The following is a 22,055-nucleotide window of genomic DNA, read 5'->3' as shown; positions in this document are numbered from 1 at the left end:
TTGCTTCTGCGGGCATTGAGCAGCCTCCGGTGTGGCTCGCGGCGGGCTTTCGCAGGGAGCCGCCCGATGGGCGCGGTGCCTCAGATGTCCAGCCTGAAGACCGATTTCAGTTCGTCGATCTGGGCATCATCGAGCGGACGCGCCGCCCTGTCTTTCAGCAGCAGGAATATCCGGGCCGTTTCTTCGAGCTCTTCGGCGGCATTCACCGCGGTTTCCAGTGTCGTGCCGGCGACCACCGGGCCATGATTGGCCAGCAGGATCGCCGGGTGTTTCGCGGCGAGGCGCCCGACCACATCGGCCAGCTCAGGCGCGCCGGGACGGTAATAAGGCACCAGGGGCAGCCGGCCGATCTTCATCACGAAGTAGGCCGTCAGAGGCGGGATGCAATCGTCCGGGTCCAGATGCTTCAGGCACGAGACTGCGGCCGAGTGGGTCGAATGCAGGTGCACGATGGCGCGCGCCGACGGGCGATGTCGGTAAACGGCCAGGTGCAGGAATGATTCCTTGGACGGCGGATCGCCGCTGACCAGCGCGCCCGCCTCATCCAGCCGCGACAGCCGCTGTGGGTCCAGTCTCCCCAGGCTGCTGTTGGTGGGGGTGAGCAGCCAGCCATCGTCCAGCCGAACGCTCAGGTTGCCGCTGCTGCCTGCGGTCAGGCCGCGCTCGAACATCGAGCGGCCGAAGGCCACGATCTGTTCCCGCAGCGTCGCCTCGGTGTCGCGGTGCGGGCCAGCCCTCATGCCGGGTCCCCCGGCAGCTTGATGCCCGAGTAATTCCGGATGACGGCGCTGTCGTCGCTCTTGCCGTAGCCGGCGTTGCTCGCATTGACGAACAGGCTGTGAGCGATGGCGGCGATCGGAATCGGGAACTTGAGCGAATTCCCGGTCTCCACCACCAGGCCCAGGTCCTTCACGAAAATGTCGACGCTCGAGTGGGGCGTGTAGTCGCCGTCCAGCACATGCTGCATGCGATTCTCGAACATCCAGGAGTTGCCGGCGGCGTTCGTGACCACGTCGTACAGCGTCTGCAGCGGGATGTCGGCGCGGCTGGCCAAAGCCATGGCTTCGGCGGCCACGGCGATGTGGACCCCGGCAAGCAGCTGGTGGATGATCTTGACGGTCGAACCCTGTCCGATTTCCGTGCCGATCCTGAAGACCTTGGCCGCGATTGCCTCCAGCAACGGACTCAGTTTGTCGAAGGTCTCCGGTGCACCGGCAGCCATCACGGTGATTTCGCCTTTTGCCGCCCGCACGGAGCCGCCTGACACGGGCGCATCCAGCATCGGCAGGCCTTGTGTCCCGAGCCTGGCCTCGAGGTCGCGGGCATCGTTTGCCGCAATGGTCGCGGACACCATGACGGGCGTGCCCGGCCGCAGATGCGGCGCGATGCCGTCCGGTCCGAAAAGAGCCTGGCGGCACTGCTCGGCGCTCACGGGCAGCATCAGCACGGCATCCAGCGAACCGGCGAATGCCAGCCCGTTCCGGCCTACGGCAGCCGCGCCCGCCTTTTCCAGTTCATCCAGGGCTTCCTGTCGTACATCGATGCCGCAGGTTTCCAGCCCCGCTGCAATGCAGGACCTGGCGGCGCCCATGCCCATGGATCCGAGACCGATCACCGCCACCCGGTAGGGCTTGTCTGTGCTCATCCTGATGCTCCTTGGTAGATATGATTGGGAGTGCGTCGCTCCGTTGTGATCAGCGGGCCGCTGCCCGCAGCGTTCGGAGGGCTTTCTCGTAGAAATCGGTTGTCCCGAAGTTGCCGCTCTTGAGGGCGAGCCTGAGCGGTGTCGGTTGCTCGCAGGCAAGGGCGGGCACCCCCGGGTCGATTTCCGGTCCCACGCGCAAGGACTGGAGCGCGAGTGCCGTGACGACGGCTCCCGACGTTTCCCCGCCGCCGACCACGAGCCGCCGGACCCCGACGGCGGCCACCAGTTGGCGGGAGAGTTCGGCAAAGAAGCGCTCGATCCGGCCTGCAACGGCTTCGCGGCCGAAGCGCGACTGGGCTTGGGACACGGATTCGGGGGCCGCCGTGGAATAGACGATGGGGTCCTGGTGGAGGTTCCCCTGAACGAATGAAAGAACATCCGATACCGCCAGCCTTTCTTCCATCAGTTCCGTGGGGGATATTTTCAGTCCTGGGTGGGACTCCAGGTGGTGGGCGACCTGTGCGTTGGAGGCGGTCGAACAGGATCCGGACAGCACGACGCCTGGCCCTTGGATGGGTTCGAACCCGGAGCCTGCATCGGCCAGGAGCCCCGCCTGCCGGAAGTTCTCCGGAAGCCCCAGCGCAATGCCGGATCCCCCCGTGATGAGCGTCTGGTGAGCAACCGCCTGGCCCAGCGTCATCAGGTCTTCGTCGAGCACCGCATCCACGACGACCAGCGGCTTGCCCGCCGCGGCCTCGGCCTCCATCGCAGCCGTGACGGCTGCCGGACCCCGGCGCACGGTCGGATAGGGGACCAGGCCGACGCCAGCCTTTGTCTGCCGGCCCAGCCAGCGGCAGAGGTCGGCGTCCGTCATCGGATTCAGCGGGTGGTGTTCCATGCCCGATTCGTTCAGCAATCGACCGTTGACGAAGAGGTGCCCCATGAACAGCGTCCGGCCGGTCTCCGGAAACGCCGGACAGACAATGGCCAGCGGCGCCCGCAGGGCGGTCCGCAGCGCGTCGGCCACCGGCCCGATGTTCCCGGCGGGAGTCGAGTCGAACGTCGAACAGTATTTGAAAATGAACTGCCGGCAGCCCTGGTCCCGCAGCCATCGCAGCGCCTGCAGTGATTGCCGAGCGGCATCTTCCGCTGCGATGGAGCGCGTCTTCAGTGCGACGACGCCGGCCTCGCAGCCGGGCGCGTGGGCGGATGGCGGGACCCCGGCAAACAGGACAGTGGACATCCCGCCTTTGGCCAGGGTATTGGCCAGATCACTGGCTCCGGTAAAGTCGTCGGCAATGCACCCCAGCAGCATGGTTCACGTCCCAGTTCGAGTTCTCGCGTTTTACGGAGATTGTTCTCTTAGAGTAGAACATGCTGGCCCTGGTTGCCGGTAGCTTCGGCTCACGCCTGTGGCGGCATGCCGACGAGCCACATCACAAGGCTCAGCGTCGCAAAGGAGCTGACAGTGGCGACCAGCAGACCGGAGGCACACCAGGATTCCTCGCCGTACTTCTGACCCAGGATGGGAAAGATGCTCAGCATGGGCAGCGATGCGATGAGGATGCCGGCTCTGTGCAATACCGGGTCGGCAGGAGCGAACACCAGCATCAGCAACGTGACCGCCAGCGGGTGAATCACCAACTTGCCGAGACAGACCCACAGGACGCGCGGCAGCTCGCCGCCCGGGCGCAGGCCTACCAGAGTCCCGCCAATGACGAAGAGGGCGACCGCCGCGGAGGCTGCGGCGAACATGTCGATGACACGCCCGACCGGGGCTGGCAGCCGGAGTTGCAGGATCGAGCAGGCGATGCCCGCCAGGATGGACAGGATGAGCGGGTTGCGCATCAGCCGCCCAAAGAGCGACCGCAGTGCCTGCGCACGGCTGCGCCCGTTGCCCCGTGCCGACTCGGCGATGATGAGCGACGTCGGGAGAATCAACAGGTTCTCTACCAGCATGCTCAGTGCGATGGCGACGGTCGCCCCCGAGCCCAGGAATTGCAGGATCAGCGGAAAGCCGATGAAGCCGCTGTTCGACAGCGAACTGCCGATCGCCATCATGCCCAACGCGGGACGCGACAGGTTTTTCAGGAAGAACGCGCCGCTGCATGCCACGGCGAGCGCGATCAGCGAACCCGATGCGTAAGCCCCGAGATAGTCGAGATTGATGATTTCTCCAAACGACCGTTCCGCAAGCGATTTGAAGAGCAGCGCGGGAAGCGCCAGCTGAATGACGAAGCGCCCCAGTATGCGAATGTCGGTTTTGTCATAGGCGCCCGCGCGTACGGCGGCGAAGCCGAGCGCCATTGCGATGAAGAGCGGCCCTATGACGGAGAGGATGTTGAGCATGCAATACGATTCAGGCGAAGCGCTGCGGCACAGGGCGGTAGACGCCGCCCTGTGCCGCAATGAACCTCGTCGGGATCGGAGAGGAGCGCCGTGAGCCGGCGGACGCGCCCTGCGAGGGAAGAGAATGTGCGATCATGGTGCCGCACGGGTGATGCCATGCGCCCAGACGAAGGCGTCCTGGATCATGGGATCCAGTGTGTCGGTGTCCAGCGCCAGTGCGGCCAGGAGCGGATCCAGTTCCTCGATGGGGTCGCCCTCTGACGGGAAGACCAGCGTGGCCAGCCGCAACTCCAGGCCCAGCGCGCCCTCGCGCTGGAGCAGCGCCTGGCGGACCGGCACATCGACTTCGACATGGGACAGCAGTTCCGGCATGGTGCCATGGAAGATCCGGTCCATGGGCGACAGGATGCCGGTCGTGAAGGCGGCTTCGGCGCGGATGGTCTGCTCGGGGTAGCGCAAAGTGGACAACGCCTCCATCAGATGCGCCCGGGCGCTCGCCTGGATGAGCGTGGGCGAGAGAAACCCCGCCGGTCGGCCGGACTCGGTGTACATCAGCATCTGGACCCAGCGCTGCAGATGGCGGCGGCCCAGCAGCATGATCGCCTGGCTCAGCGACTCCACTTCCTGGCTCAGGCCATAGGCGGGAGTATTCACCATGTCGAGCAGCGTCTTCACCAGTTCGGCGTCCCGCTGCAAGCTGTCCTGGATTTCCCGGATCTCCCCGGTTCCCATGATGAGCGTCACCAGGCGCAGCAAGGTTTTCTGGCGCGAGGTGAGTGCGGATGCCGGGACGATGTTGTCCGGCCAGCGCCCCGCGAACAACGTGAAGCCCAACAGCAGGAAGTTGTCCAGTGTGGCCTGGTCGGGTGTGCTGGCGGCCATGAGCTGGCGCTTCGCCTGTTTGTGCGTGAAGCTCTGCCGAAAGATATCGGCTTTGGTGCTGAGCGACGGGTCGAAACTGACGACCTTGCAGAAGGGCAGCAGGGCGCTGTATTGGCTCTCTGCGGCCAGATCGCCCCGGATGGAAAAAGGGAGCCCGCCATGGGCCAGGCCTTGCAAGGCCTGGATCAGCTCGGGGGTGGCTTCCGTGCCCTCCGGGAATTCGACGTAGGTTCGGTGCCGGGGCAGCATGTGGGCAAACGCGTTTTTCAGCAGCGTTGGGGTGCCATCCACCCAGTGCGGCATGTAGGCCAGGCAGGCATTGACGCCATGGCGCCGGGCGGCCGCCATCACCGCCGCGCCCGCGTCCCGTCCAGCGGCGTCCGTACCGCTCCAGAGGATGCGCAGCCGGTAGCCCGCCAGACCGCGCTGCGCATCCAGGATCGGTTCGCGGCGCAGCAGATGCGGCGGCAGCGGAGCCGGCGCCTCGTCCGGTTCGGCGACAGGTTCGGCCGTCGAAGTGGATTCCATGGTGTCTCCTCTTGTCGCGGCCGTCCGCACAAGGCGCGGCACGATCCGCCATTTATGTTGATGGACAATACGGTACAGGGCCATGCGCCGCCGTGTTCACCCAGGCTCCCGGCGCCCGGCGGAGTGCTGACATTGTACTGGCCGCCTCCGGCGTCCATACGTCCGACATCGGTCTACAATCGCCCTATTCTTTTGCTTTCGACGGAGAGGCTCATGCCTGGATTGCTACCCAATGTGGACCCCGAGGGGCTGCTGGAATACTCGGTCGTCTACACCGACCGAGCGCTGAACCACATGTCCCAGACCTTTCAGGGTGTGATGCGCGACATCTCCCGCACCCTGAAGAAGGTGTACGGAGCCCAGTCCGCCATCGTGGTGCCGGGCAGCGGTACGTTCGGCATGGAAGCCGTGGCACGCCAGTTCGCCAGCGGCAAGCGGGCGCTGGTGATCCGCAACGGCTGGTTCAGCTATCGCTGGACGCAGATCTTCGAGGCGGGCAACATTCCGTCTGACGCGCGTGTCCTGAAGGCGCGCCCCATCGAAGCCGGCAATCAGCCCTTCTTTGCACCCCCGCCTGTGGACGAAGTCGTGGCGGCCGTGCGCGAGTTCAAACCCGATGTGGTCTTTGCGGCGCATGTGGAAACAGCTTCCGGCATCCGTCTGCCGGACGACTACATTCGCGCGGTGGCCGATGCCGTCCATGCGGTGGGCGGCCTGTTCGTTCTGGATTGCATCGCCTCGGGCACGATCTGGGTCAACATGCGCGACGTGCATGTGGACGTCCTGGTCTCCGCCCCCCAGAAGGGCTGGACGTCCTCGGCTTGCTGTGGCCTGGTCATGCTCGGCGAAGAGGCGCGCAAGCGCATCGAAACCACGCAAAGCACCAGCTTTGCCTGCGATTTGCGCAAATGGCTGGGCGTGATGGAAGCCTACGAGAAGGGCGGTCATGCCTATTACACGACGCTGCCCACGGATTCCCTCACCATTCTGCGGGACGTCATGGCCGAGACTGAAGGCTACGGCTTCGATCGAGTGCGCGACGAGCAGCAACAACTGGGCGACGAGGTCCGCAAACTCCTGCGCCGCCGCGGTTTCAAGAGCGTGGCGGCGCCCGGTTTCGAGGCACCGGGGGTGGTGGTGAGCTACACGTCCGATGACGGCATCCATACCACCAGCAAGTTCACCCAGGTCGGCTTGCAGGCCGCCGCCGGGGTGCCCCTGGCGTGCGACGAGCCCCAAGGTTTCAAGACGTTCCGGATCGGCCTGTTCGGCCTCGACAAGCTGCACAACGTCCAACGCACGGTCGATACGCTGGCCCAGGCGCTGGATCGCATGCAGTAAGGCGGACCCGCGCCGGACGGTCCGGCGGTTTCAGCGGGGGCCGGGCCTTGTGGGGCCCGGCCCTTTTCTTTTACATGGCGGCGGAGACTGCCGGGCGGCTCACGGCCGCAGCCGGTATCCGGTCCTGAAGATCCAGGCGGTCACCGCCAGGCATAGCGCCAGGAACAGGGCGGTCATGCCCAGGCTCAGCCACACGCCGACGTCGGCCAGCCCATAGAAACTCCAGCGGAACCCGCTGATCAGATACACCACCGGGTTGAAGAGCGTCACGGTCTGCCAGAAGGGCGGCAGCATGTCGATGGAATAGAAGCTTCCGCCCAGGAAGGTCAGCGGTGTCACGATCAGCAGCGGCACGAACTGCAGCTTTTCGAAGTTGTCCGCCCAGATCCCGATGATGAAACCCAGCAGGCTGAAGGTGAACGACGTGAGCACCATGAATCCCAGCATGGCCAGAGGGTGGTCGATGCGCAGCGGAACGAACAGCGCGGCGGTCGCCAGGATGATGAGTCCGAGCATGATGGACTTGCTCGCGGCGGCTCCCACGTAGCCCAGCAGGATCTCCAGGTAGGAAATCGGGGCCGACATGATCTCGTAGATCGTGCGAGTGAATTTCGGAAAATAGATGCCGAAGGATGCGTTCGAGATGCTGTGCGTCAGCAGCGACAGCATGATCAGGCCCGGCACGATGAAGGCCCCGTAGCTGACTTCGCCCACGCTCTGGATGCGCGAGCCGATGGCCGTGCCGAACACCACGAAGTACAGCGAGGTGGAGATGACCGGCGCGACGATGCTTTGCATCAGCGTGCGCCCGGTACGCGCCATCTCGTAACGATAGATGGCGCCGATTGCCCGCAGGTTCATGCTGCTCCCCCGGTCAGATTGACGAAAATTTCTTCCAGGCTGCGCTGCTCCGTTTCCACGTCCTCCACCGCCAGCCCGGCCGCGCGCAGGTCGGTCATCAGCTCCGGGATGTCCGCCCCGGTCTGCGTGCTGGTGTAGCGATAGTGCAGCGCGCGACCCTCATGCGTGATTTCCAGGCCCCACCGGTCCAGCGTGGCGGGGATCCGGGTCACCGCGTCGCGCAGGTGGATGATGAGCTGCTTTTGTCCCATTTGCCGCATGAGCTGAGCCTTCTCCTCGACCAGCAGCAATCGCCCCTGGTGAATGATGCCGATGCGGTCGGCCATCTCTTCGGCTTCTTCGATGTAATGGGTGGTCAGGATGATGGTGACGCCGGTGGCACGCAGCGACCGCACCATGTTCCACATGTCCTTGCGCAGTGTCACGTCCACCCCTGCGGTGGGCTCGTCCAGGAACAGGATGGGCGGTTCGTGGGACAACGCTTTCGCGATCATGACGCGCCGCTTCATGCCGCCGGACAGCGTGATGAGCTTGCTGTCGCGCTTGTCCCAGAGCGACAGTGCGCGCAGAATGCGCTCCAGGCAGGCCGGATCGGGCGCCTTGCCGAACAGCCCGCGCGTGAAGCGCACCGTGTTCCATACGGTCTCGAAGGCGTCGCTGGTCAGTTCCTGGGGAACCAGGCCGATCATGGCGCGGGCCGCGCGATACTCGCGTACGATATCGTGTCCGCCGACCGCAACCCGTCCGGAACCGGGGTTGACCAGCCCGCAGATGATGCTGATGAGCGTCGTCTTGCCGGCCCCGTTGGGGCCCAGCAGTGCGAAAATCTCTCCAGGCCGGATGTCCAGGCTGACGCGGTCCAGGGCATGATGGCCGCTGGCGTAGGTCTTGCTCAGCTCGGTGACTGAAATGACGGTCGGGGTGGGGCGGGTTTCCATGGTTGGGAAGAATACGTGCGAACGAGCATCACATTCAAGCTGTTTCTGGCCCTGCTCGCGACCAGCATCGTCGTGGCGCTCGCCATGGGCGGTGCGGTTCGCTACAGCTTTGACAGCGGCTTTGATGATTACATCCAGGAGCGCGAGCACCAGAGGCTGGACGATCTGGCCCAGGCGCTGGCGGTTGACTATGCCGAGGCAGGCGGCTGGGGGTTTCTCCAGTCCGATCATAACCGCTGGTGGCGCACTCTGCGGCTGGCGCGCCGCGAGGTCCAGGGATCGCCTGCGGCTGACCCGAGACTGCCGCCGTTTCGGGTGATGCTGGTGGATGTGGACCAGCACTGGCTCGCGGGTCCGCGCCTGCGTCCCGGGGCGGACTGGCGCCGCTACCCTGTGAAGGTCGCGGACCGGACGGTCGGCTGGCTGGTCAGCCCGCCGCTGGTTCCCACGGTCATCAACGACGAGATCGACCGGGAGTTTCAGTCCCGCCAGTTGCGCGCGACCTGGATCATCGTCGGCCTGTCGGTGCTTCTGGCGGCGCTGGTCGGCCTGTGGCTGGCGCGCGCGCTGCTGGGGCCGGTGAAGCGGATCGCCGAGGCCACGCACAGGCTCGCGAGCGGCGACTATGCCACGCGGGTCCAGATCGGCTCGCGCGACGAACTGGGGCGTCTGGCGCTGGATTTCAACCGGCTGGCGCACAGCCTGGGGCGCAACGAGCGGCTGCGCCGCGAGTGGATGGCCGACGTCTCCCACGAGCTGCGCACGCCCCTGGCCGTGCTGCGCGGCGAAATCGAGGCTTTGCAGGACGGGCTACGCCCGCTGGATGTCGCCGCGCTGGCCTCGCTGGCCCACGAGGTCCGCCAATTGAGCGATCTCATCGATGACCTCTACGAACTTTCGCTGGCCGACGCGGGCGCGCTGAACTACCACATGCAGCCGCTGGACCTGTCCCGGGTCGTGTCACAGGCCGTCGATGCGGTGCGCGAGCGCTTCGTCCGCCAGGGTCTGACGATCACCACGGAGCTTGAGGACGGCCTGGTGATCCAGGGTGATGAGCGCCGCCTGTCGCAGCTTCTCTCCAATGTGCTCGAAAACAGCTTGCGCTATACCGACGCGCCGGGGCGGGTGCGCATTCGCGCCTGCCGCGCCGGACCCGGCCTGATGCTCGAGATTGCCGACAGCGCGCCCGGGGTCGGCCCGGACCAGTTGCCTCGGCTCTTCGATCGCCTCTATCGGGCCGAACCGTCGCGCAGCCGCGCACATGGCGGCGCGGGGCTGGGCTTGTCGATCTGCCGCCACATTGCACAAGCCCACGGCGCCCATATCCGGGCGCTGGCGTCCGACTTGGGCGGCGTGGCGATCCGGCTGGAATGGCCGGTTTTTGCACCGGACGAGGAGTGACTCATGCGTATCCTGGTTGTAGAAGACGAACCGAAGCTTGCCGAGATCCTGCGGACCTATCTGCGGGCCGCCGGCTATGAGGTCGAATGCGTGGCCGACGGCCTGAAGGTCATGGACAGCGTGCGGCAGGCGCTTCCGGATCTGGTGCTGCTCGATCTGATGTTGCCGGGGCGAGATGGGCTGGACGTCTGCCGGGACATTCGCGCCTATGCCCCGGTACCCATCATCATGGTGACGGCCCGCACCGAAGAAATCGACCGGCTCCTGGGGCTGGAACTGGGGGCCGACGACTACATCTGCAAGCCCTACAGCCCGCGCGAGGTGGTGGCGCGCGTGAAGGCGGTGCTGCGGCGCGTCCAGGAGCGCCCCGGGCCCGCTGGCGCCACCGGAGCGGACGGGCTGGAAGTCGAACCCTCAGCCTACCTGGCGCGGCTGGACGGGGTGGTGCTGGATCTCACGCCCGCCGAATTCCGGCTGCTGGCATTGCTGGCCAGTCACCCGGGACGGATTTTTTCCCGCGATCAGGTGCTCGATGGACTGTACGACGACCACCGGATCGTGACGGACCGTGCCGTGGACAGCCATGTCAAGAATCTGCGCCGCAAACTCGCGCAGGTGCGGCCGGGGCGCGACCTGATCCGTTCGGTGTACGGCGTGGGTTACCGGCTCGATCTGTCGGCCGATGCTGACGAATCTCCATGAATCCTGCACAATTCGTCCATGCTTGCGCCTCAGTTCGCTCCTAATCTGTACCCATCGCGGCTTCCACCGGAGGCTGCACCACAAGAGGACGAACAACATGGCTTCCACTTTCTCACGCACCTATTCCACACTGGCCCTGGTCGCTGCAATGGCGGCCGCTCCGTTGATCGCCACGGCGGCCACCGACGGGCCGTCCGACAGCAATTGGCCGCGTCATCACCAGAAGATGCATCGTGGCCATGGCATGGAGGGCGGCTGGGGTGCGCCCATGCTGCGCAAGCTGAATCTGACGCAGGCGCAGCAGGACCAGATCTTCAAGATCCGTCACGACCAGGCGCAGGCATTCTATGACCAGCACAAGGCGGTTCGGGCCGCGCGCAAATCCCTGCGCGAGCTGACCATGGCCGATTCCTTCGATCAGGCGAAGGCCCAGCAGGCGGCGCAGGCGATCGGCCAGGCCGACGCTCAACTCGCGTTGCTGCGCGCAGAGACGCAGGCTCAGATTCGCGCCGTGCTCACGCCCGAACAGCGTCAGCAATTGGCCGACCAGCGCGCCGGCCGGCGTGGCAACCACGCCAAGCCCACGCAGTCCTGATCGATTTCCGGGATTGCCCGACACCCGGTGGCCGTCAGGCCGCCGGGTGTTTGCGTTCTGTCATGGGGAATCAGCGGGCGAACAAAGTGCCGACCGATTCGAAGTGGCGGCGGTAGTAGGGACTCGACAGATCGTCGATTCTCACCCGGCCGCCTGTGGACGGCGCATTGATGAAACGGTTGTCGCCCAGGTAGATCCCCATGTGGGAATTCGGTTCACCCGTCGTGTTGAAGAACACCAGGTCCCCCGGTTTCAACTGGCTGCGCGCCACCGGCCGGCTCATGCGGGCGATGCGCTCCGTGCTGTGCGGCAAGGCGGTATCGGTGGCCGCTCCGAACACGTATTTCACCAGGCCGCTGCAGTCGAACCCCTGTTGAACGTGGGTACCGCCGTAGCGGTAGCGCGTATCCAGCAGGCTCATCGCCGTCATCACGACCTCCGTGCGCTGCGCAGGATTGATGTTCGGATTGCGTTCCGCCGTGTGGCGTCCCCGACCGCCGGGGCCGGCGCAAGCAGCCAGCAGCACACACAGCAGGAAGGCGAGCCAGATGCGGATCAGAGACTGCGTCGCGGCCGAATGGGCGGTCATGGCGCGTCCCTGTGCTCAAGCCTTGCGGCCTTCGGGCCCATCGGGCCAGTAGTAGCTGTCTGGCAGTTTGCGTGATCCGAAGATCGCCTGCCCGACCCGCACGGTGGTCGAGCCTTCTTCGATGGCCCACTCGAAGTCGCCCGACATACCCATGGACAATTCGGCGAAGGCCTCGCCTTGCGGCGCGTCCTGGCGCAGCATGTCGCGCAGTTCCCTGAGTCGGACGAAACAGGGCCGGACCTGGGCCTGGTCGGCGGAAAACAGCGCCAGGGTCATCAGCCCGCGCACCCGCAGCGAGCCGTATGCCGGCAGCGCCTTTGCGAAAGCCAGCACGTCCGCCGGAGGCAGCCCGAACTTGCTGTCTTCGCGCGAGGTGTTGACCTGTACGAATACATCCAGCTCGCGTCCTTCTTCCTGTAGGCGCCGGTCCAGTGCCTCCGCCACGCGCAGATTGTCCAGCGCCTGGAACTCGCGCGCGAAGCGGGCGACGAATTTGGCCTTGTTGGTCTGCAGGTGGCCGATCACCGCCCACTCCAGATCGCCCAGATCCGACAGCGTTTCCCATTTGCCATAGGCTTCCTGGACCTTGTTTTCGCCCAGCAGGCGGCAACCGGCCTGGTACGCCATGCGAATGCGGTTCTCATCCACGGTCTTGCTCACGGGCAGCAGGCGAACCTCGGACGGCGCGCGGCCGGCACGCATGCAGGCCACCTCGATGCGCGCCCGGATATCCGCGATATTGGCCTGGATTTCCTGGAAAGTCGCGGCCTTTTCATACAGCGGACGCGGGGCGGGCGCAGCAACAGCATTCATCGGTAACCGGATCCTGCAAAAGAAACCAAATCGGGGGCTCTTTCAGGATACCCTCAATCCGCCGGAGCTGCGCGTTTTTGGCCGTGCACGGGCCGGCATCCGCGTCGAAACGTTCTATCATTCAGGGGAATCGGACGCCATCACGGAACGGCAGCCGTCGACGGGCGGCGTAATGCCGACACGATACGGAGGAACGGGATTGGACTTGCAGCCGGGGTTGATGCTGGTGCACGGCAATCGCGCGGAGCAGTTGCGCGATGTGCTGGTGGCATGGCTGCGCGGGAATCCGCTGGGTCCGCTGGAGAACGAATGCCTGTTGGTACATAGCAACGGCATCGCCCAGTGGCTGCGCCTGGCCCTGGCGGAGTGCGAGACAGGCTGCGGGGTGGCGGCGGCCCTGGATTTCCTCCTGCCGTCGCGCTTCATATGGCAGGCTTACCGGGCGGTACTGGGCGAGCAGTCCGTGCCGGCCGATTCTCCCATGGACAAGGATCCGCTCACCTGGCGCCTGATGCGGCTGCTGCCTGAGCTGGCGGGGCAGCCGGAGTACGCGCCCCTGCGGCGATACCTCACCGGTGACGGTGATGGCCGCAAACGCTACCAGCTGGCGGGGCGTCTGGCGGACCTGTTCGATCAGTACCAGGTCTATCGGGCCGATTGGCTGCAGGCCTGGGGACAGGGTCGGGCCGTGCTGCCTGATGCCGCGGGCCGAGATGAGCCTCTGGATGAGGAGAACGTCTGGCAGGCCCGGCTTTGGCGCGCCTTGCTGGACGATCTGGGCGCGCCGGATGTGCCGCAGGGGCGGGCGGCTATCCATGAGGCGTTCATGGCGCGCGTACGGGCTCTGCCGGACGGTCCCCGTCCTGCGGGGTTGCCGCGTCGTGTCCTGGTGTTCGGCATTTCGTCCATGCCGCGCCAGACTCTGGAAGCCCTGGCGGCGCTGGCGCGCTGGGTGCAGATCCTGATGTGCGTGAACAATCCCTGCGCGCACTATTGGGCGGATATTCAGGGAAGCCGCGATATCCTCCGCACGCGGTTCCGGCGCCAGCAGCGGCGGCCGGGGCTGCCGCAGATTCCCGATGAGGCGCTGCTGCATCAACAGAGCCAGCCGTTGCTGGCCTCCTGGGGCCGCCAGGGCCGGGATTTCATCGGCCTGCTGGACGATTTCGACGATCCGGGGCTGCGCGCCCGCGGCGGGCGGGCGCTGGCCGAGCTGCATCACCGCATCGATTCTTTCGAGGCGCTGCCGGGCCGCACGCTGCTGGAGCAGATTCAGGATGACATCCGCGACCTGCGGCCGCTGTCGGAATCCCGGGCGCGCTGGCCGGCCGTGGACACTGTGGCAGATGGGTCGGTGCGCTTTCACATCGCGCACAGCGCACAGCGCGAGGTGGAAATCCTGCATGACCAGTTGCTGGCCGATTTTGCGGCCGACCCGAGCCTGCAGCCGCGCGACGTGATCGTGATGGTGCCGGATGTGGAGGCCTATGCTCCGCACGTCCAGGCTGTCTTCGGCCTGCACGAGGCCCAGGACTGGCGCCACATTCCTTTTGCATTGGCCGATCGGGGGCAGCGCCATGCCGACCCGTTGGTCATCGTGCTGGAGCGACTTCTGTCCTTGCCTGGCCTGCGTCTGGGCCTGCAGGAAGTCCTGGAGTGGCTGGATGTGCCGGCCGTGCGCGACCGTTTCGGGATTGCGGCGGACGATCTGCCGTTGTTGCAGCGGTGGGCGCGTGAATCCAACGTCCGTTGGGGGCTGGATGCGCGGCAGCGGACGGATTTCGGGCTGGAACAGACGCCCCGGGCCGCGCACCGCTATACCTGGGCTTTCGGCCTGGAACGCATGCTGCTGGGCTACGCGGCGGGTGCGGAAGCGGGCCCGTGGCAGGACATTGCCCCCTACGACGAACCGGGCGGCCTGCAGGCGGCGGCCCTCGGGGCGCTGGCGCATTTCGTCGAGCGCATTGGCCACTACTGGGAACTGCTGCGTGACCCGGTGCCGCCCGAGGTCTGGGTCGCCCGCTGCCGCGCCTTGCTGGACGATTTTTTCAGTCCGGCGACCGACGAGGACGCCCATACGCTGCTGCGTTTCCGCGAATGCCTGCAGGACTGGTTGCAAGTGTGCGAACAGACCGGCCTGGACGAGGCCTTGCCTCTGAGCATCGTCGCCGAACACTGTCTCGGCCGGCTCGATCAGCAGGGGCTGTCGCAGCGTTTTTTCGCAGGGGCCGTGACGTTCGCGACCCTTATGCCCATGCGCGCGGTTCCGTTCCGGCGAGTGTGCCTGCTGGGTCTTCAGGACGGCGCCTTTCCGAGGACCCGGGTGCCGGCCGATTTCGATTTGATGGCGAGCCATCCGCGGCCCGGCGATCGCTCGCGGCGGGAGGATGACCGGTATCTGTTTCTTGAAGCGCTGCTTTCGGCCAGGGACCAGTTTTACGTTTCCTGGGTGGGCCGCGATATTCACGACAATGCCGAGCAGGCGCCGTCGGTACTGGTGTCGCAGCTCATGGAACACCTGGACAACGGCTGGCGCTGTCAGGGAGCGGAAACCAGCGTTTCCAAGGCCCTGACCTGTGTGCACCCGCTGCAGCCCTTCAGCCGCCGCTACTTCGAGGCGGGCGCGGCACCCGGGCCGCAGGCGCTTTTCACGTACGCCTCGGAGTGGCGCGATCGCTCCGCGCCCACCGGGTCAACGGCATCCGCCGTCCTGGCGCCTCGTCTGGTGGAGTCGCCGCTGGGCCTGACGACGTTGTCGCGCTTCCTGCGCCATCCCATCAAGGCATTCATGCAGCAGCGCCTGCGGGTCCGGTTCGACCTCGATGAGCCGATCGCCGATGACGCTGAGCCGTATGCGCTCGACGGGCTGCAGGAATGGCAGCTCCGGCAGACCTTGCTGGATGGCCTGCAGAGGGCAGGCGGGTCCAGGGGGCTGGCCGATCTGTATGGAGCGCTGGATCGGGATCTGGCCCGTTTGCAACGCCAGGGAGATCTCCTGGACGGGGCTCTCGGAGACCGCGCGATCGTGCGGTTGCGCCAGGTGCTGGAGGCTCCGTTGGCGGACTTTTCACGAGCCTGCGCCGACTGGCCGGAAGCGGTGAGCGAGGCTTTCCGGATGGAAAGCTGCGTAGCCGCGGAACCGGGCGGTGCCGATCTCGTCTTCACGGATACGCTGTCGGGCTGGCGTCGCAACGCGGCGGGCGAGTGGTGCCGGATCCGCCTGCTTGCCAGCGATCTGGTCGACGGCAAGGACCACTACCGCCTCGCGCCCATGCTGGAGGCATGGGTGGAGCATGTTTGTGCTCATGTCCATGGGCGCCCGGTCACGACCGTGCTGATCAGCCCCAAGGGCCGGGTGGAGTGGGCTGCGGCCGATGGGCCCGGCGACGAGCGGACCTGGCAATCGTTATGGTCCGATTTGTGGTCTGCCTGGCGCCAGGGCCTGTGCAGCGCCTTGCCGGTCGAGGCCCATGCGGCCGGCGTATGGCTGCGCGTGGGTCAGCCTGCCGATCCGCAGGACGACGGCTGGGCGCAAGTTCGCACCACCTATGAGGAACGGATGAGCGATGATCTTTATCTGCGGCGATGTTATCCGGATTTCGATTCGCTGGTGGCCGGTGGAGCCTTCTTCGACTGGGCCAGGACCCTGTATGGCGCATTGAGCGCCACGGTGTCCGGTGCTTCCGGCGGCAGGGGGAAGGGCTGATGCCGACTGTTTCGCCGGTGGACCCGCTGCAGTTCGAATTGCGCGGCAGCCACCTGATCGAGGCCAGCGCCGGGACCGGAAAGACTTGGACCATCGCTGCGCTCTACGTCCGGCTGGTGCTGGGGCATGGCGGTCATCCGCCCCGTCTGCCGGCCGATATCCTGGTGCTGACCTTCACCGAGGCGGCCGCGCGTGAGTTGCGGGACCGGATCCGCGCGCGCCTGTCCCAGGCGGCCGCGGCGTTTGCGGAACCGGACGATGCCTCCACGACCGCCGATGCCGCACCCGATGCCGCGGGCGACGCGTTCCTGGCTGGTTTGCGCGCGCACTATCCGCCCGACGAGTGGCCCAACGCTGCCCGTTTGCTGGCGTTGGCGGCCCAGTCCATGGACGAGGCGTCGATCTTTACCATCCACGCGTGGTGCGCGCGCGTTTTGCGCCAGCATGCGTTCGACAGCGGCAGCCTGTTCGATCAGGATCTGCAAACCGATCTGCGCGAGCAGATCCGCCAGGTCGCCTGGGATTACTGGCGCAGTCAGGTCGCGGGTCTGGATGGGGCCCTTCTGGACCACGTCCTTTCCGTGTGGCCCAAACCCGACGCGCTGCTGGATCTGTCAACGCTGCTCACGCTGGAGGCGTTGCCCTCCGCGCCGGACATGACGCTGGCGCGGGCCTGCGCACAGGCAGCGGCCTCCCGCGCCGTGAGCCTGCAGGCGCTGAAGCGTCCATGGGTACGGGACGCCGACGTGCTGGAGCATTGGCTGGAAGACATCCGCGGCGGCCTGAAACGCTACAGCGCCTCGACCGTGCATCGCTGGCTGGACGCGCTGCGCAGCTGGGCGGGCGATCCTGCACAGGAGTCCCCGCCCGACATGAAGAAAGGCTGGGAGCGTCTGGTGCCGGAAGGCATTGCGGCCTGGTGGTCGGGCATGGGGCCGGCGCCCTCCCACCCGCTCAGTGCGGCGCTGGCGCAGCTGCAGCGCGATCTGGCGGACTTGTCGCTGCGGGGGCCGTTGTTGCAGCACGCCGTTGGCTGGATGGCCGCGCGCTTGCAGCAGGCGCTGTCGGCGCGTGCGCAAACGGGCTTCGACGGTTTGCTTGCCGGCCTGGCACGGGCACTCGAAGGGGAGCGCGGGCCGATCCTCGTGCGGACCTTGCGCCGTCAGTTTCCGGTGGCGCTGATCGACGAGTTCCAGGATACGGATCCTCTTCAGTACCGGATCTTCGATCGGGTCTATGACGTGGCCCGCAACGACCCGGAGACGGCGCTGGTCCTCATCGGAGATCCCAAGCAGTCGATCTACGGCTTCCGCGGCGCCGACGTGCACACTTATCTGCGGGCCGCGCGCGATTGCGGGGACCGCGTTCATACCCTGGACCGGAATTTCCGGGCTTCGCACGCGATGGTGGATGCCGTCAACCGATGCTTCGGTCGGCGCGGCGATTCAGCGTTTCCGACCGGTATCCCCGGGGAGACCATCGCGTTCGAGCCGGTCAAATCCCGAGGGCGCCGCGATACCTGGCGGGTGGAAGGCTCGGCTGGCAGCGCCCTGAACGGATTCTGGCTGGCGCCGGAGAGGGCAGGCGAAACCCTGGGCGTGGGGCGTTACCGGGAACAGGCGGCCGCGCTTTGTGCGGCCAGGATCGCCTCGCTCCTGGCCATGGGCCGCTCTGGCGGGGCCGGGTTTGACGATGAGGAGCAGGGTTTTCGCGCCGTACGGCCGGCCGACGTGGCCGTTCTGGTCAACAATCACGCCGAGGCCCGCCAGGTCCGCGCGGCCTTGGGCCGTGTGGGCCTGCGCAGTGTCTATCTGTCGGAGCGCGATTCGGTTTATGACTCCCCCCTGGCCCGGGAGCTTGCGGTCTGCCTGCGGGCGTGCGCGCAGCCCGAAGACGAGCGGGCTGTGCGGGCCGCGCTGGCGACGCCGCTGCTCGGGCTTTCCGTGAACCGGCTGGATGCGTTGGTCGAGGACGAGAGCGCCTGGGACGCGCAGGTCGGGCGATTCCAGGCCTATCACCGGTGTTGGTGGCAGCGCGGCCTGCTTCCCATGCTGCGCATGCTGATGCACGATTTCGAGGTTCCGGCCCGGCTGTTGGCCGACGGCGCGGAGGGCGAACGCCAGTTGACGGATTGCCTGCATCTGGCCGAGCTGCTGCAGCAGGCGGCGGATCACCTGGACGGCCAGCACGCGGTGTTGCGATTCCTGGAGCAGCAGCGTCAGTCCCCCACTGATGAGGATGCGCGCCGGGTGAGGCTGGAAAGCGATGAGGATCTGGTCCGGGTGGTGACGGTGCACAAGTCCAAGGGCCTGGAATATCCGCTGGTCTTTCTGCCGTTTGTCTGCGCCGCTCCATCCGCGCGCCACGACCGCGGACCGGCCCGTCTCATCCAGGACGGCCGTTCAGTCTGGGTCATGGCGCCCGATGATGCTCAGGCGCGGCAGCTCGCGCTGGAGCGCCTGGGCGAAGAGGTCCGCAAGCTGTACGTGGCGCTGACGCGCGCCTGCCATGCCGCCTGGGTCGTGCTCGGCCCGTTGAAGGCCGTCAACGACAGCGGCATCGGCCACGTGCTGGGTGAAGACCTTCACGCTGCCTGGGATGGCCTGGTCGGCGACGGAGCGGGGGCCGTGGTGTGGGAGCGGGACGATGCGTGGGAAGAATCCCTGCGCGTCGAGGAGGATGCCCCCCGGGCGCTCGGTCCCGCGCGCCGCTTGGCGGGGCCCGCCGTGGCGCAGTCCTGGTGGATTGCGAGCTATTCCGCGCTGCATCGGCCGGATGCCGCGCGCGACGCCGCAACGGCCCTGGTGGTGCCGGCCGCCCCGCAGTCGGCTGCGGAGGACGTGCTGCGCGAGAACCGGTGGGCTCCGGCGGCGCTGGCCGAGGGCCGGGGCGCGCAGCCCGATGGTGGTCGCGCGGGCCCGTTGCGGGATTTCCCGCGCGGCAGCGAGGCGGGCACCTTCCTGCACGGGCTGCTGGAATGGGCCGGACGCCGCCAGTTCCGGCATCTGGAGGACGCGCGCGATCTGATCGCCCGCCGTTGCAAGGTACGCGGCTGGGAGGCGCATATCGACGGGCTCCACCAGTGGCTGGTGGACTTCGCGGCCACCGATTGGCGACTGCCTCCCCCTGACGGTTCCGTGTTGCGCCTGGACAGCGTTCAGACCTGTGTGCCCGAGATGGAGTTCTGGTTGCCGGTGGCCGATCTCGACACGGCCCGGCTCGATGGGCGGATCGGCCGGCAGCTCTTTCCGGGCGTTGATCGACCCGGGCTCGCTCCCACTCATCTGAACGGCATGTTCAAGGGATTCATCGATCTGGTGCTCCAGGCGGACGGCCGCTACTACCTGATCGACTACAAGTCCAATGATCTGGGGCCTCAGGCATCGGACTATGCGCCTCCGGCGTTGGTTCGCGCCATGTGCATCGCGCGTTACGACGTGCAGATGGCCATGTATGTGTTGGCCTTGCATCGGCAACTGAAGGCCCGTCTGCCCGACTATCGCTATGACCGCCATATGGGCGGCGCTCTCTACCTGTTCCTGCGCGGACAGGATTTCCCGGGCCAGGGGCTGCTGGCCGGGCGTCCGCCCGAGTCACTCGTGGAAGCGCTCGATGCGCTGTTCCGCGGGCAGTCGGGCGGCGAAAGTCATGAGGAGAACCGCCGTGGGTGAATCGCCCGTCCGGGCCGTGTCGGCCGAATCCGGCGCGGCGCCGTTTCCCGGATGGCTGGCCTATCCGGCGGTCCAGGGCTTGCGGGACCTGGATGTGGCATTGGGCCGATTCCTGGTGCGGCAGGCGCCGCAGGCGCCGGAGACGGCCGTGCGGCTGGCCGTCCTGTGCAGTGCCCGCCTGGCGCAGGGTCACCCTTGCCTGGATATGGCGCAGCTGTGCCGCCATTGGCATACGGAGCTTCCCGAAGACTGGCGAGTCGAGGCAGGCGGCCACCGCCCGGCCTGGCTGCCGCCGGATCCGGATGCCTGCCGGTCGGCGCTGATGGCGGCGGCGTTCGTGGGTGACGGCGCCGGAGAGGAGCCGCTGGTGCTGCATGCTCATCGGCTGTATCTGGCCCGCTATTGGCGCGCCGCGGCACGCATCCGCGCGGGTATCGCCGCGCGGTTGTCCTCCCCTGCCGTGGAGTCCGAGAACGCCGCGTCGGCTCGGTCCTGGCTGGATCGCGTGTTTACGCCCGGCGACGGCGCGCTGGACTGGCAGAAGATTGCCTGTGCCAATGCCTTGCTGCACGATTTTTGCATCATCACGGGCGGCCCCGGGACCGGCAAGACCACCACGGTGGTTCGATTGCTGGCCGTGTTGCAGGGGCTGGCACAGGAGCGGGGCCTGACGCGCGGCTTGCGCATCTGCCTGGCGGCCCCCACTGGCAAGGCCGCCGCGCGGCTGAGCGAATCCATTGCAGGTAGGCTGGACGAGCTGCGGCACCGCGCCGATACCGCCTTGCAGGCGGCCATGGAACGGATTCCGGCCGAGGTCGTCACGTTGCACCGGCTGTTGGGCAGCCGTCCGGATACACGCCGCCTGGTGTATCACGCCGGCCATCCGCTGGATCTGGATGTGCTGGTCGTCGATGAGGCCTCGATGATGGATATCGAGATGATGGACGCCACGCTGGCCGCGCTGCCGGAATCGGCGCGGCTGGTGTTGTTGGGAGACCGTGACCAACTGGCCTCCGTCGAGGCGGGGGCCGTGCTGGGCGAGCTGTGCGCACGGGCGCCACAGGGACACTATCGGCCGGATCATTGCGAGCGCCTGCGCGCCTTTTGTGGCCAGGCGCCTGCTGCGCGGTGGCAGGACGAGGAGGGTACGCCGCTGGATCAGGGGGTGGTGATGCTGCGCCATAGCCATCGGTTCGATGAAAACAGCGGTATCGGGCGCTTTGCGGCCGCCGTGAATACCCAGGATACCGCCGCTGTTGCCGCGCTGTACGATCAGCCGCTGCCGGGATTGAGGTTCCTGCCGCTTCAGGGGACGAGCGGGAGCGGGGCACCCGCACATTGGCTGGAAGACGCAGGCGTCCTGGGTCCGTCCGGCTATCCGGCGCTCTTTAGGACAGTGCAGGATGCCATGCCGTCCGTGGATGCCGTCCGGCCGGCTTGGGATCGCTGGGCGCGCTCCGTTCTGGAGTGCCAGGCCCGCTTCCAGGTGCTGTGCGCCTTGCGCACCGGGCCGTGGGGAGTGGAGGGCCTGAACCGGCTCATCGAGTCGCGATTGCGGGCTCTGGGCCGCATCGCGCCGGATGCCGGTCCGTGGTATTTGGGACGTCCGATTCTGGTGACGCGCAACCAGCCGGGCCTGGGGCTGGCCAACGGCGACATCGGCGTGGTGCTGAATCTGCCCGATCCGCGGCACGCCGGTCGGCGTGTGCTGCGGGCGGCGTTTGCCGGGAGCGGCGAAGGGCGGGTGCGCTGGGTTTCTCCGGCGCGGCTGTCCGATATTGAAACCGTGTATGCCTTGACCGTGCACAAGTCCCAGGGATCCGAGTTCGATCACGTGGTCCTGGTGCTTCCGGAGCGGCCCGGGCCGCTCCTCACGCGCGAGTTGTTGTATACCGGAGCGACGCGGGCGCGCGAATCCCTGGTGCTGGTATTGCCGGGGTCGCCGGCCCTGCTGGACGAGGCTGTGCGCCATGCCACGCATCGCGCCGGCGGTATTTGGGATCCCGACGCCTGACGGGCGGACAAGCATGGAAG

At 66.8% G+C, this 22,055-nt stretch carries 16 protein-coding genes; 7 read left to right on the top strand and 9 right to left on the bottom strand.

Going from position 1 to position 22,055, the window contains the following annotated elements:
* Window positions 1-80: 80 nt before the first annotated feature.
* The 5 genes from otnC to ACVCMJ_RS05265 form a co-directional block, all read right to left on the bottom strand.
* Complete coding sequence (otnC, locus tag ACVCMJ_RS05285) at window positions 81-740, bottom strand: 3-oxo-tetronate 4-phosphate decarboxylase (RefSeq protein ID WP_447080393.1); 660 nt, start codon at window positions 738-740, stop codon at window positions 81-83.
* The gene (gene ltnD, locus ACVCMJ_RS05280) at window positions 737-1,645 is read right to left on the bottom strand and encodes an L-threonate dehydrogenase (RefSeq protein ID WP_447080391.1); all 909 of its coding nucleotides are present in this window, start codon (window positions 1,643-1,645) and stop codon (window positions 737-739) included. The genes otnC and ltnD overlap by 4 nt, the downstream gene beginning before the upstream one ends.
* A 49-nt stretch (window positions 1,646-1,694) precedes the next feature.
* Complete coding sequence (gene otnK, locus ACVCMJ_RS05275; RefSeq protein ID WP_447080390.1) at window positions 1,695-2,960, bottom strand: 3-oxo-tetronate kinase; 1,266 nt, start codon at window positions 2,958-2,960, stop codon at window positions 1,695-1,697.
* Window positions 2,961-3,049: 89 nt separating this feature from the next.
* Window positions 3,050-3,994 (bottom strand): AEC family transporter, encoded by a 945-nt coding sequence (locus ACVCMJ_RS05270; RefSeq protein WP_447080389.1) that lies wholly within the window; start codon window positions 3,992-3,994, stop codon window positions 3,050-3,052.
* Between the two features lie 132 nt (window positions 3,995-4,126).
* Complete coding sequence (locus ACVCMJ_RS05265) at window positions 4,127-5,404, bottom strand: EAL and HDOD domain-containing protein (protein ID WP_447080388.1); 1,278 nt, start codon at window positions 5,402-5,404, stop codon at window positions 4,127-4,129.
* Between the two features lie 213 nt (window positions 5,405-5,617).
* On the opposite strand from ACVCMJ_RS05265, the gene ACVCMJ_RS05260 reads away from it, so the two are divergent.
* Window positions 5,618-6,745 carry an aminotransferase class V-fold PLP-dependent enzyme gene (locus ACVCMJ_RS05260; RefSeq protein WP_447080387.1) on the top strand — a complete coding sequence of 376 codons (1,128 nt, stop codon included), beginning with the start codon at window positions 5,618-5,620 and terminating at the stop codon, window positions 6,743-6,745.
* Window positions 6,746-6,844: 99 nt separating this feature from the next.
* Here ACVCMJ_RS05260 and ACVCMJ_RS05255 read toward each other — a convergent pair whose 3' ends face one another.
* Window positions 6,845-7,606, bottom strand: a complete 762-nt coding sequence (locus tag ACVCMJ_RS05255) for an ABC transporter permease (protein ID WP_447080386.1) — start codon at window positions 7,604-7,606, stop codon at window positions 6,845-6,847.
* Window positions 7,603-8,544 (bottom strand): ABC transporter ATP-binding protein, encoded by a 942-nt coding sequence (locus ACVCMJ_RS05250; RefSeq protein ID WP_447080385.1) that lies wholly within the window; start codon window positions 8,542-8,544, stop codon window positions 7,603-7,605. Before ACVCMJ_RS05250 ends, ACVCMJ_RS05255 begins: the two co-directional genes overlap by 4 nt.
* Before the next feature lie 15 nt (window positions 8,545-8,559).
* On the opposite strand from ACVCMJ_RS05250, the gene ACVCMJ_RS05245 reads away from it, so the two are divergent.
* From ACVCMJ_RS05245 to ACVCMJ_RS05235, 3 genes are all read left to right on the top strand, one after another.
* Window positions 8,560-9,945 carry an ATP-binding protein gene (locus tag ACVCMJ_RS05245; protein WP_447080384.1) on the top strand — a complete coding sequence of 462 codons (1,386 nt, stop codon included), beginning with the start codon at window positions 8,560-8,562 and terminating at the stop codon, window positions 9,943-9,945.
* A 3-nt stretch (window positions 9,946-9,948) separates the two neighbouring features.
* Window positions 9,949-10,647 (top strand): response regulator, encoded by a 699-nt coding sequence (locus ACVCMJ_RS05240; protein ID WP_447080383.1) that lies wholly within the window; start codon window positions 9,949-9,951, stop codon window positions 10,645-10,647.
* A 97-nt stretch (window positions 10,648-10,744) separates the two neighbouring features.
* Window positions 10,745-11,242, top strand: a complete 498-nt coding sequence (locus tag ACVCMJ_RS05235) for a Spy/CpxP family protein refolding chaperone (RefSeq protein WP_447080382.1) — start codon at window positions 10,745-10,747, stop codon at window positions 11,240-11,242.
* Window positions 11,243-11,312: 70 nt separating this feature from the next.
* Here ACVCMJ_RS05235 and ACVCMJ_RS05230 read toward each other — a convergent pair whose 3' ends face one another.
* Together ACVCMJ_RS05230 and ACVCMJ_RS05225 are read right to left on the bottom strand one after the other, a co-directional pair.
* Window positions 11,313-11,831, bottom strand: coding sequence for a C40 family peptidase (locus tag ACVCMJ_RS05230; protein WP_447080381.1), 519 nt, complete (start codon window positions 11,829-11,831; stop codon window positions 11,313-11,315).
* A 15-nt stretch (window positions 11,832-11,846) separates the two neighbouring features.
* Window positions 11,847-12,644 (bottom strand): YggS family pyridoxal phosphate-dependent enzyme, encoded by a 798-nt coding sequence (locus tag ACVCMJ_RS05225; protein WP_447080380.1) that lies wholly within the window; start codon window positions 12,642-12,644, stop codon window positions 11,847-11,849.
* A 172-nt stretch (window positions 12,645-12,816) separates the two neighbouring features.
* Here ACVCMJ_RS05225 and recC point away from each other — a divergent pair, with 172 nt between their 5' ends.
* Genes recC through recD form a run of 3 tightly spaced genes read left to right on the top strand, consistent with a single transcriptional unit; the run spans window position 12,817 to window position 22,035 of the window.
* A complete protein-coding gene (gene recC, locus ACVCMJ_RS05220) occupies window positions 12,817-16,350 on the top strand; it encodes an exodeoxyribonuclease V subunit gamma (protein WP_447080379.1) in 3,534 nt (1,177 codons plus the stop codon).
* The gene (gene recB / locus ACVCMJ_RS05215; RefSeq protein ID WP_447080378.1) at window positions 16,350-20,021 is read left to right on the top strand and encodes an exodeoxyribonuclease V subunit beta; all 3,672 of its coding nucleotides are present in this window, start codon (window positions 16,350-16,352) and stop codon (window positions 20,019-20,021) included. Before recC ends, recB begins: the two co-directional genes overlap by 1 nt.
* Window positions 20,014-22,035, top strand: coding sequence for an exodeoxyribonuclease V subunit alpha (gene recD, locus ACVCMJ_RS05210; protein WP_447082750.1), 2,022 nt, complete (start codon window positions 20,014-20,016; stop codon window positions 22,033-22,035). The genes recB and recD overlap by 8 nt, the downstream gene beginning before the upstream one ends.
* Window positions 22,036-22,055 lie beyond the last annotated feature (20 nt).

It is taken from the genome of Castellaniella sp. UC4447_H14 (assembly GCF_052978285.1).
The sequence above is the reverse complement of the archived record's forward strand: the minus strand, read 5'-3'. Positions and strand labels throughout refer to the sequence as shown.

Excerpts from the sequence above, each read along its gene's own strand:
- otnC (WP_447080393.1), bottom strand. The coding sequence starts at position 740 with ATGAGGGCTGGCCCGCACCGCGACACCGAGGCGACGCTGCGGGAACAG.
- ltnD (WP_447080391.1), bottom strand. The coding sequence starts at position 1,645 with ATGAGCACAGACAAGCCCTACCGGGTGGCGGTGATCGGTCTCGGATCC.
- otnK (WP_447080390.1), bottom strand. The coding sequence starts at position 2,960 with ATGCTGCTGGGGTGCATTGCCGACGACTTTACCGGAGCCAGTGATCTG.
- ACVCMJ_RS05270 (WP_447080389.1), bottom strand. The coding sequence starts at position 3,994 with ATGCTCAACATCCTCTCCGTCATAGGGCCGCTCTTCATCGCAATGGCG.
- ACVCMJ_RS05265 (WP_447080388.1), bottom strand. The coding sequence starts at position 5,404 with ATGGAATCCACTTCGACGGCCGAACCTGTCGCCGAACCGGACGAGGCG.
- ACVCMJ_RS05260 (WP_447080387.1), top strand. The coding sequence starts at position 5,618 with ATGCCTGGATTGCTACCCAATGTGGACCCCGAGGGGCTGCTGGAATAC.
- ACVCMJ_RS05255 (WP_447080386.1), bottom strand. The coding sequence starts at position 7,606 with ATGAACCTGCGGGCAATCGGCGCCATCTATCGTTACGAGATGGCGCGT.
- ACVCMJ_RS05250 (WP_447080385.1), bottom strand. The coding sequence starts at position 8,544 with ATGGAAACCCGCCCCACCCCGACCGTCATTTCAGTCACCGAGCTGAGC.
- ACVCMJ_RS05240 (WP_447080383.1), top strand. The coding sequence starts at position 9,949 with ATGCGTATCCTGGTTGTAGAAGACGAACCGAAGCTTGCCGAGATCCTG.
- ACVCMJ_RS05235 (WP_447080382.1), top strand. The coding sequence starts at position 10,745 with ATGGCTTCCACTTTCTCACGCACCTATTCCACACTGGCCCTGGTCGCT.
- ACVCMJ_RS05230 (WP_447080381.1), bottom strand. The coding sequence starts at position 11,831 with ATGACCGCCCATTCGGCCGCGACGCAGTCTCTGATCCGCATCTGGCTC.
- ACVCMJ_RS05225 (WP_447080380.1), bottom strand. The coding sequence starts at position 12,644 with ATGAATGCTGTTGCTGCGCCCGCCCCGCGTCCGCTGTATGAAAAGGCC.
- recC (WP_447080379.1), top strand. The coding sequence starts at position 12,817 with ATGCCGACACGATACGGAGGAACGGGATTGGACTTGCAGCCGGGGTTG.
- recB (WP_447080378.1), top strand. The coding sequence starts at position 16,350 with ATGCCGACTGTTTCGCCGGTGGACCCGCTGCAGTTCGAATTGCGCGGC.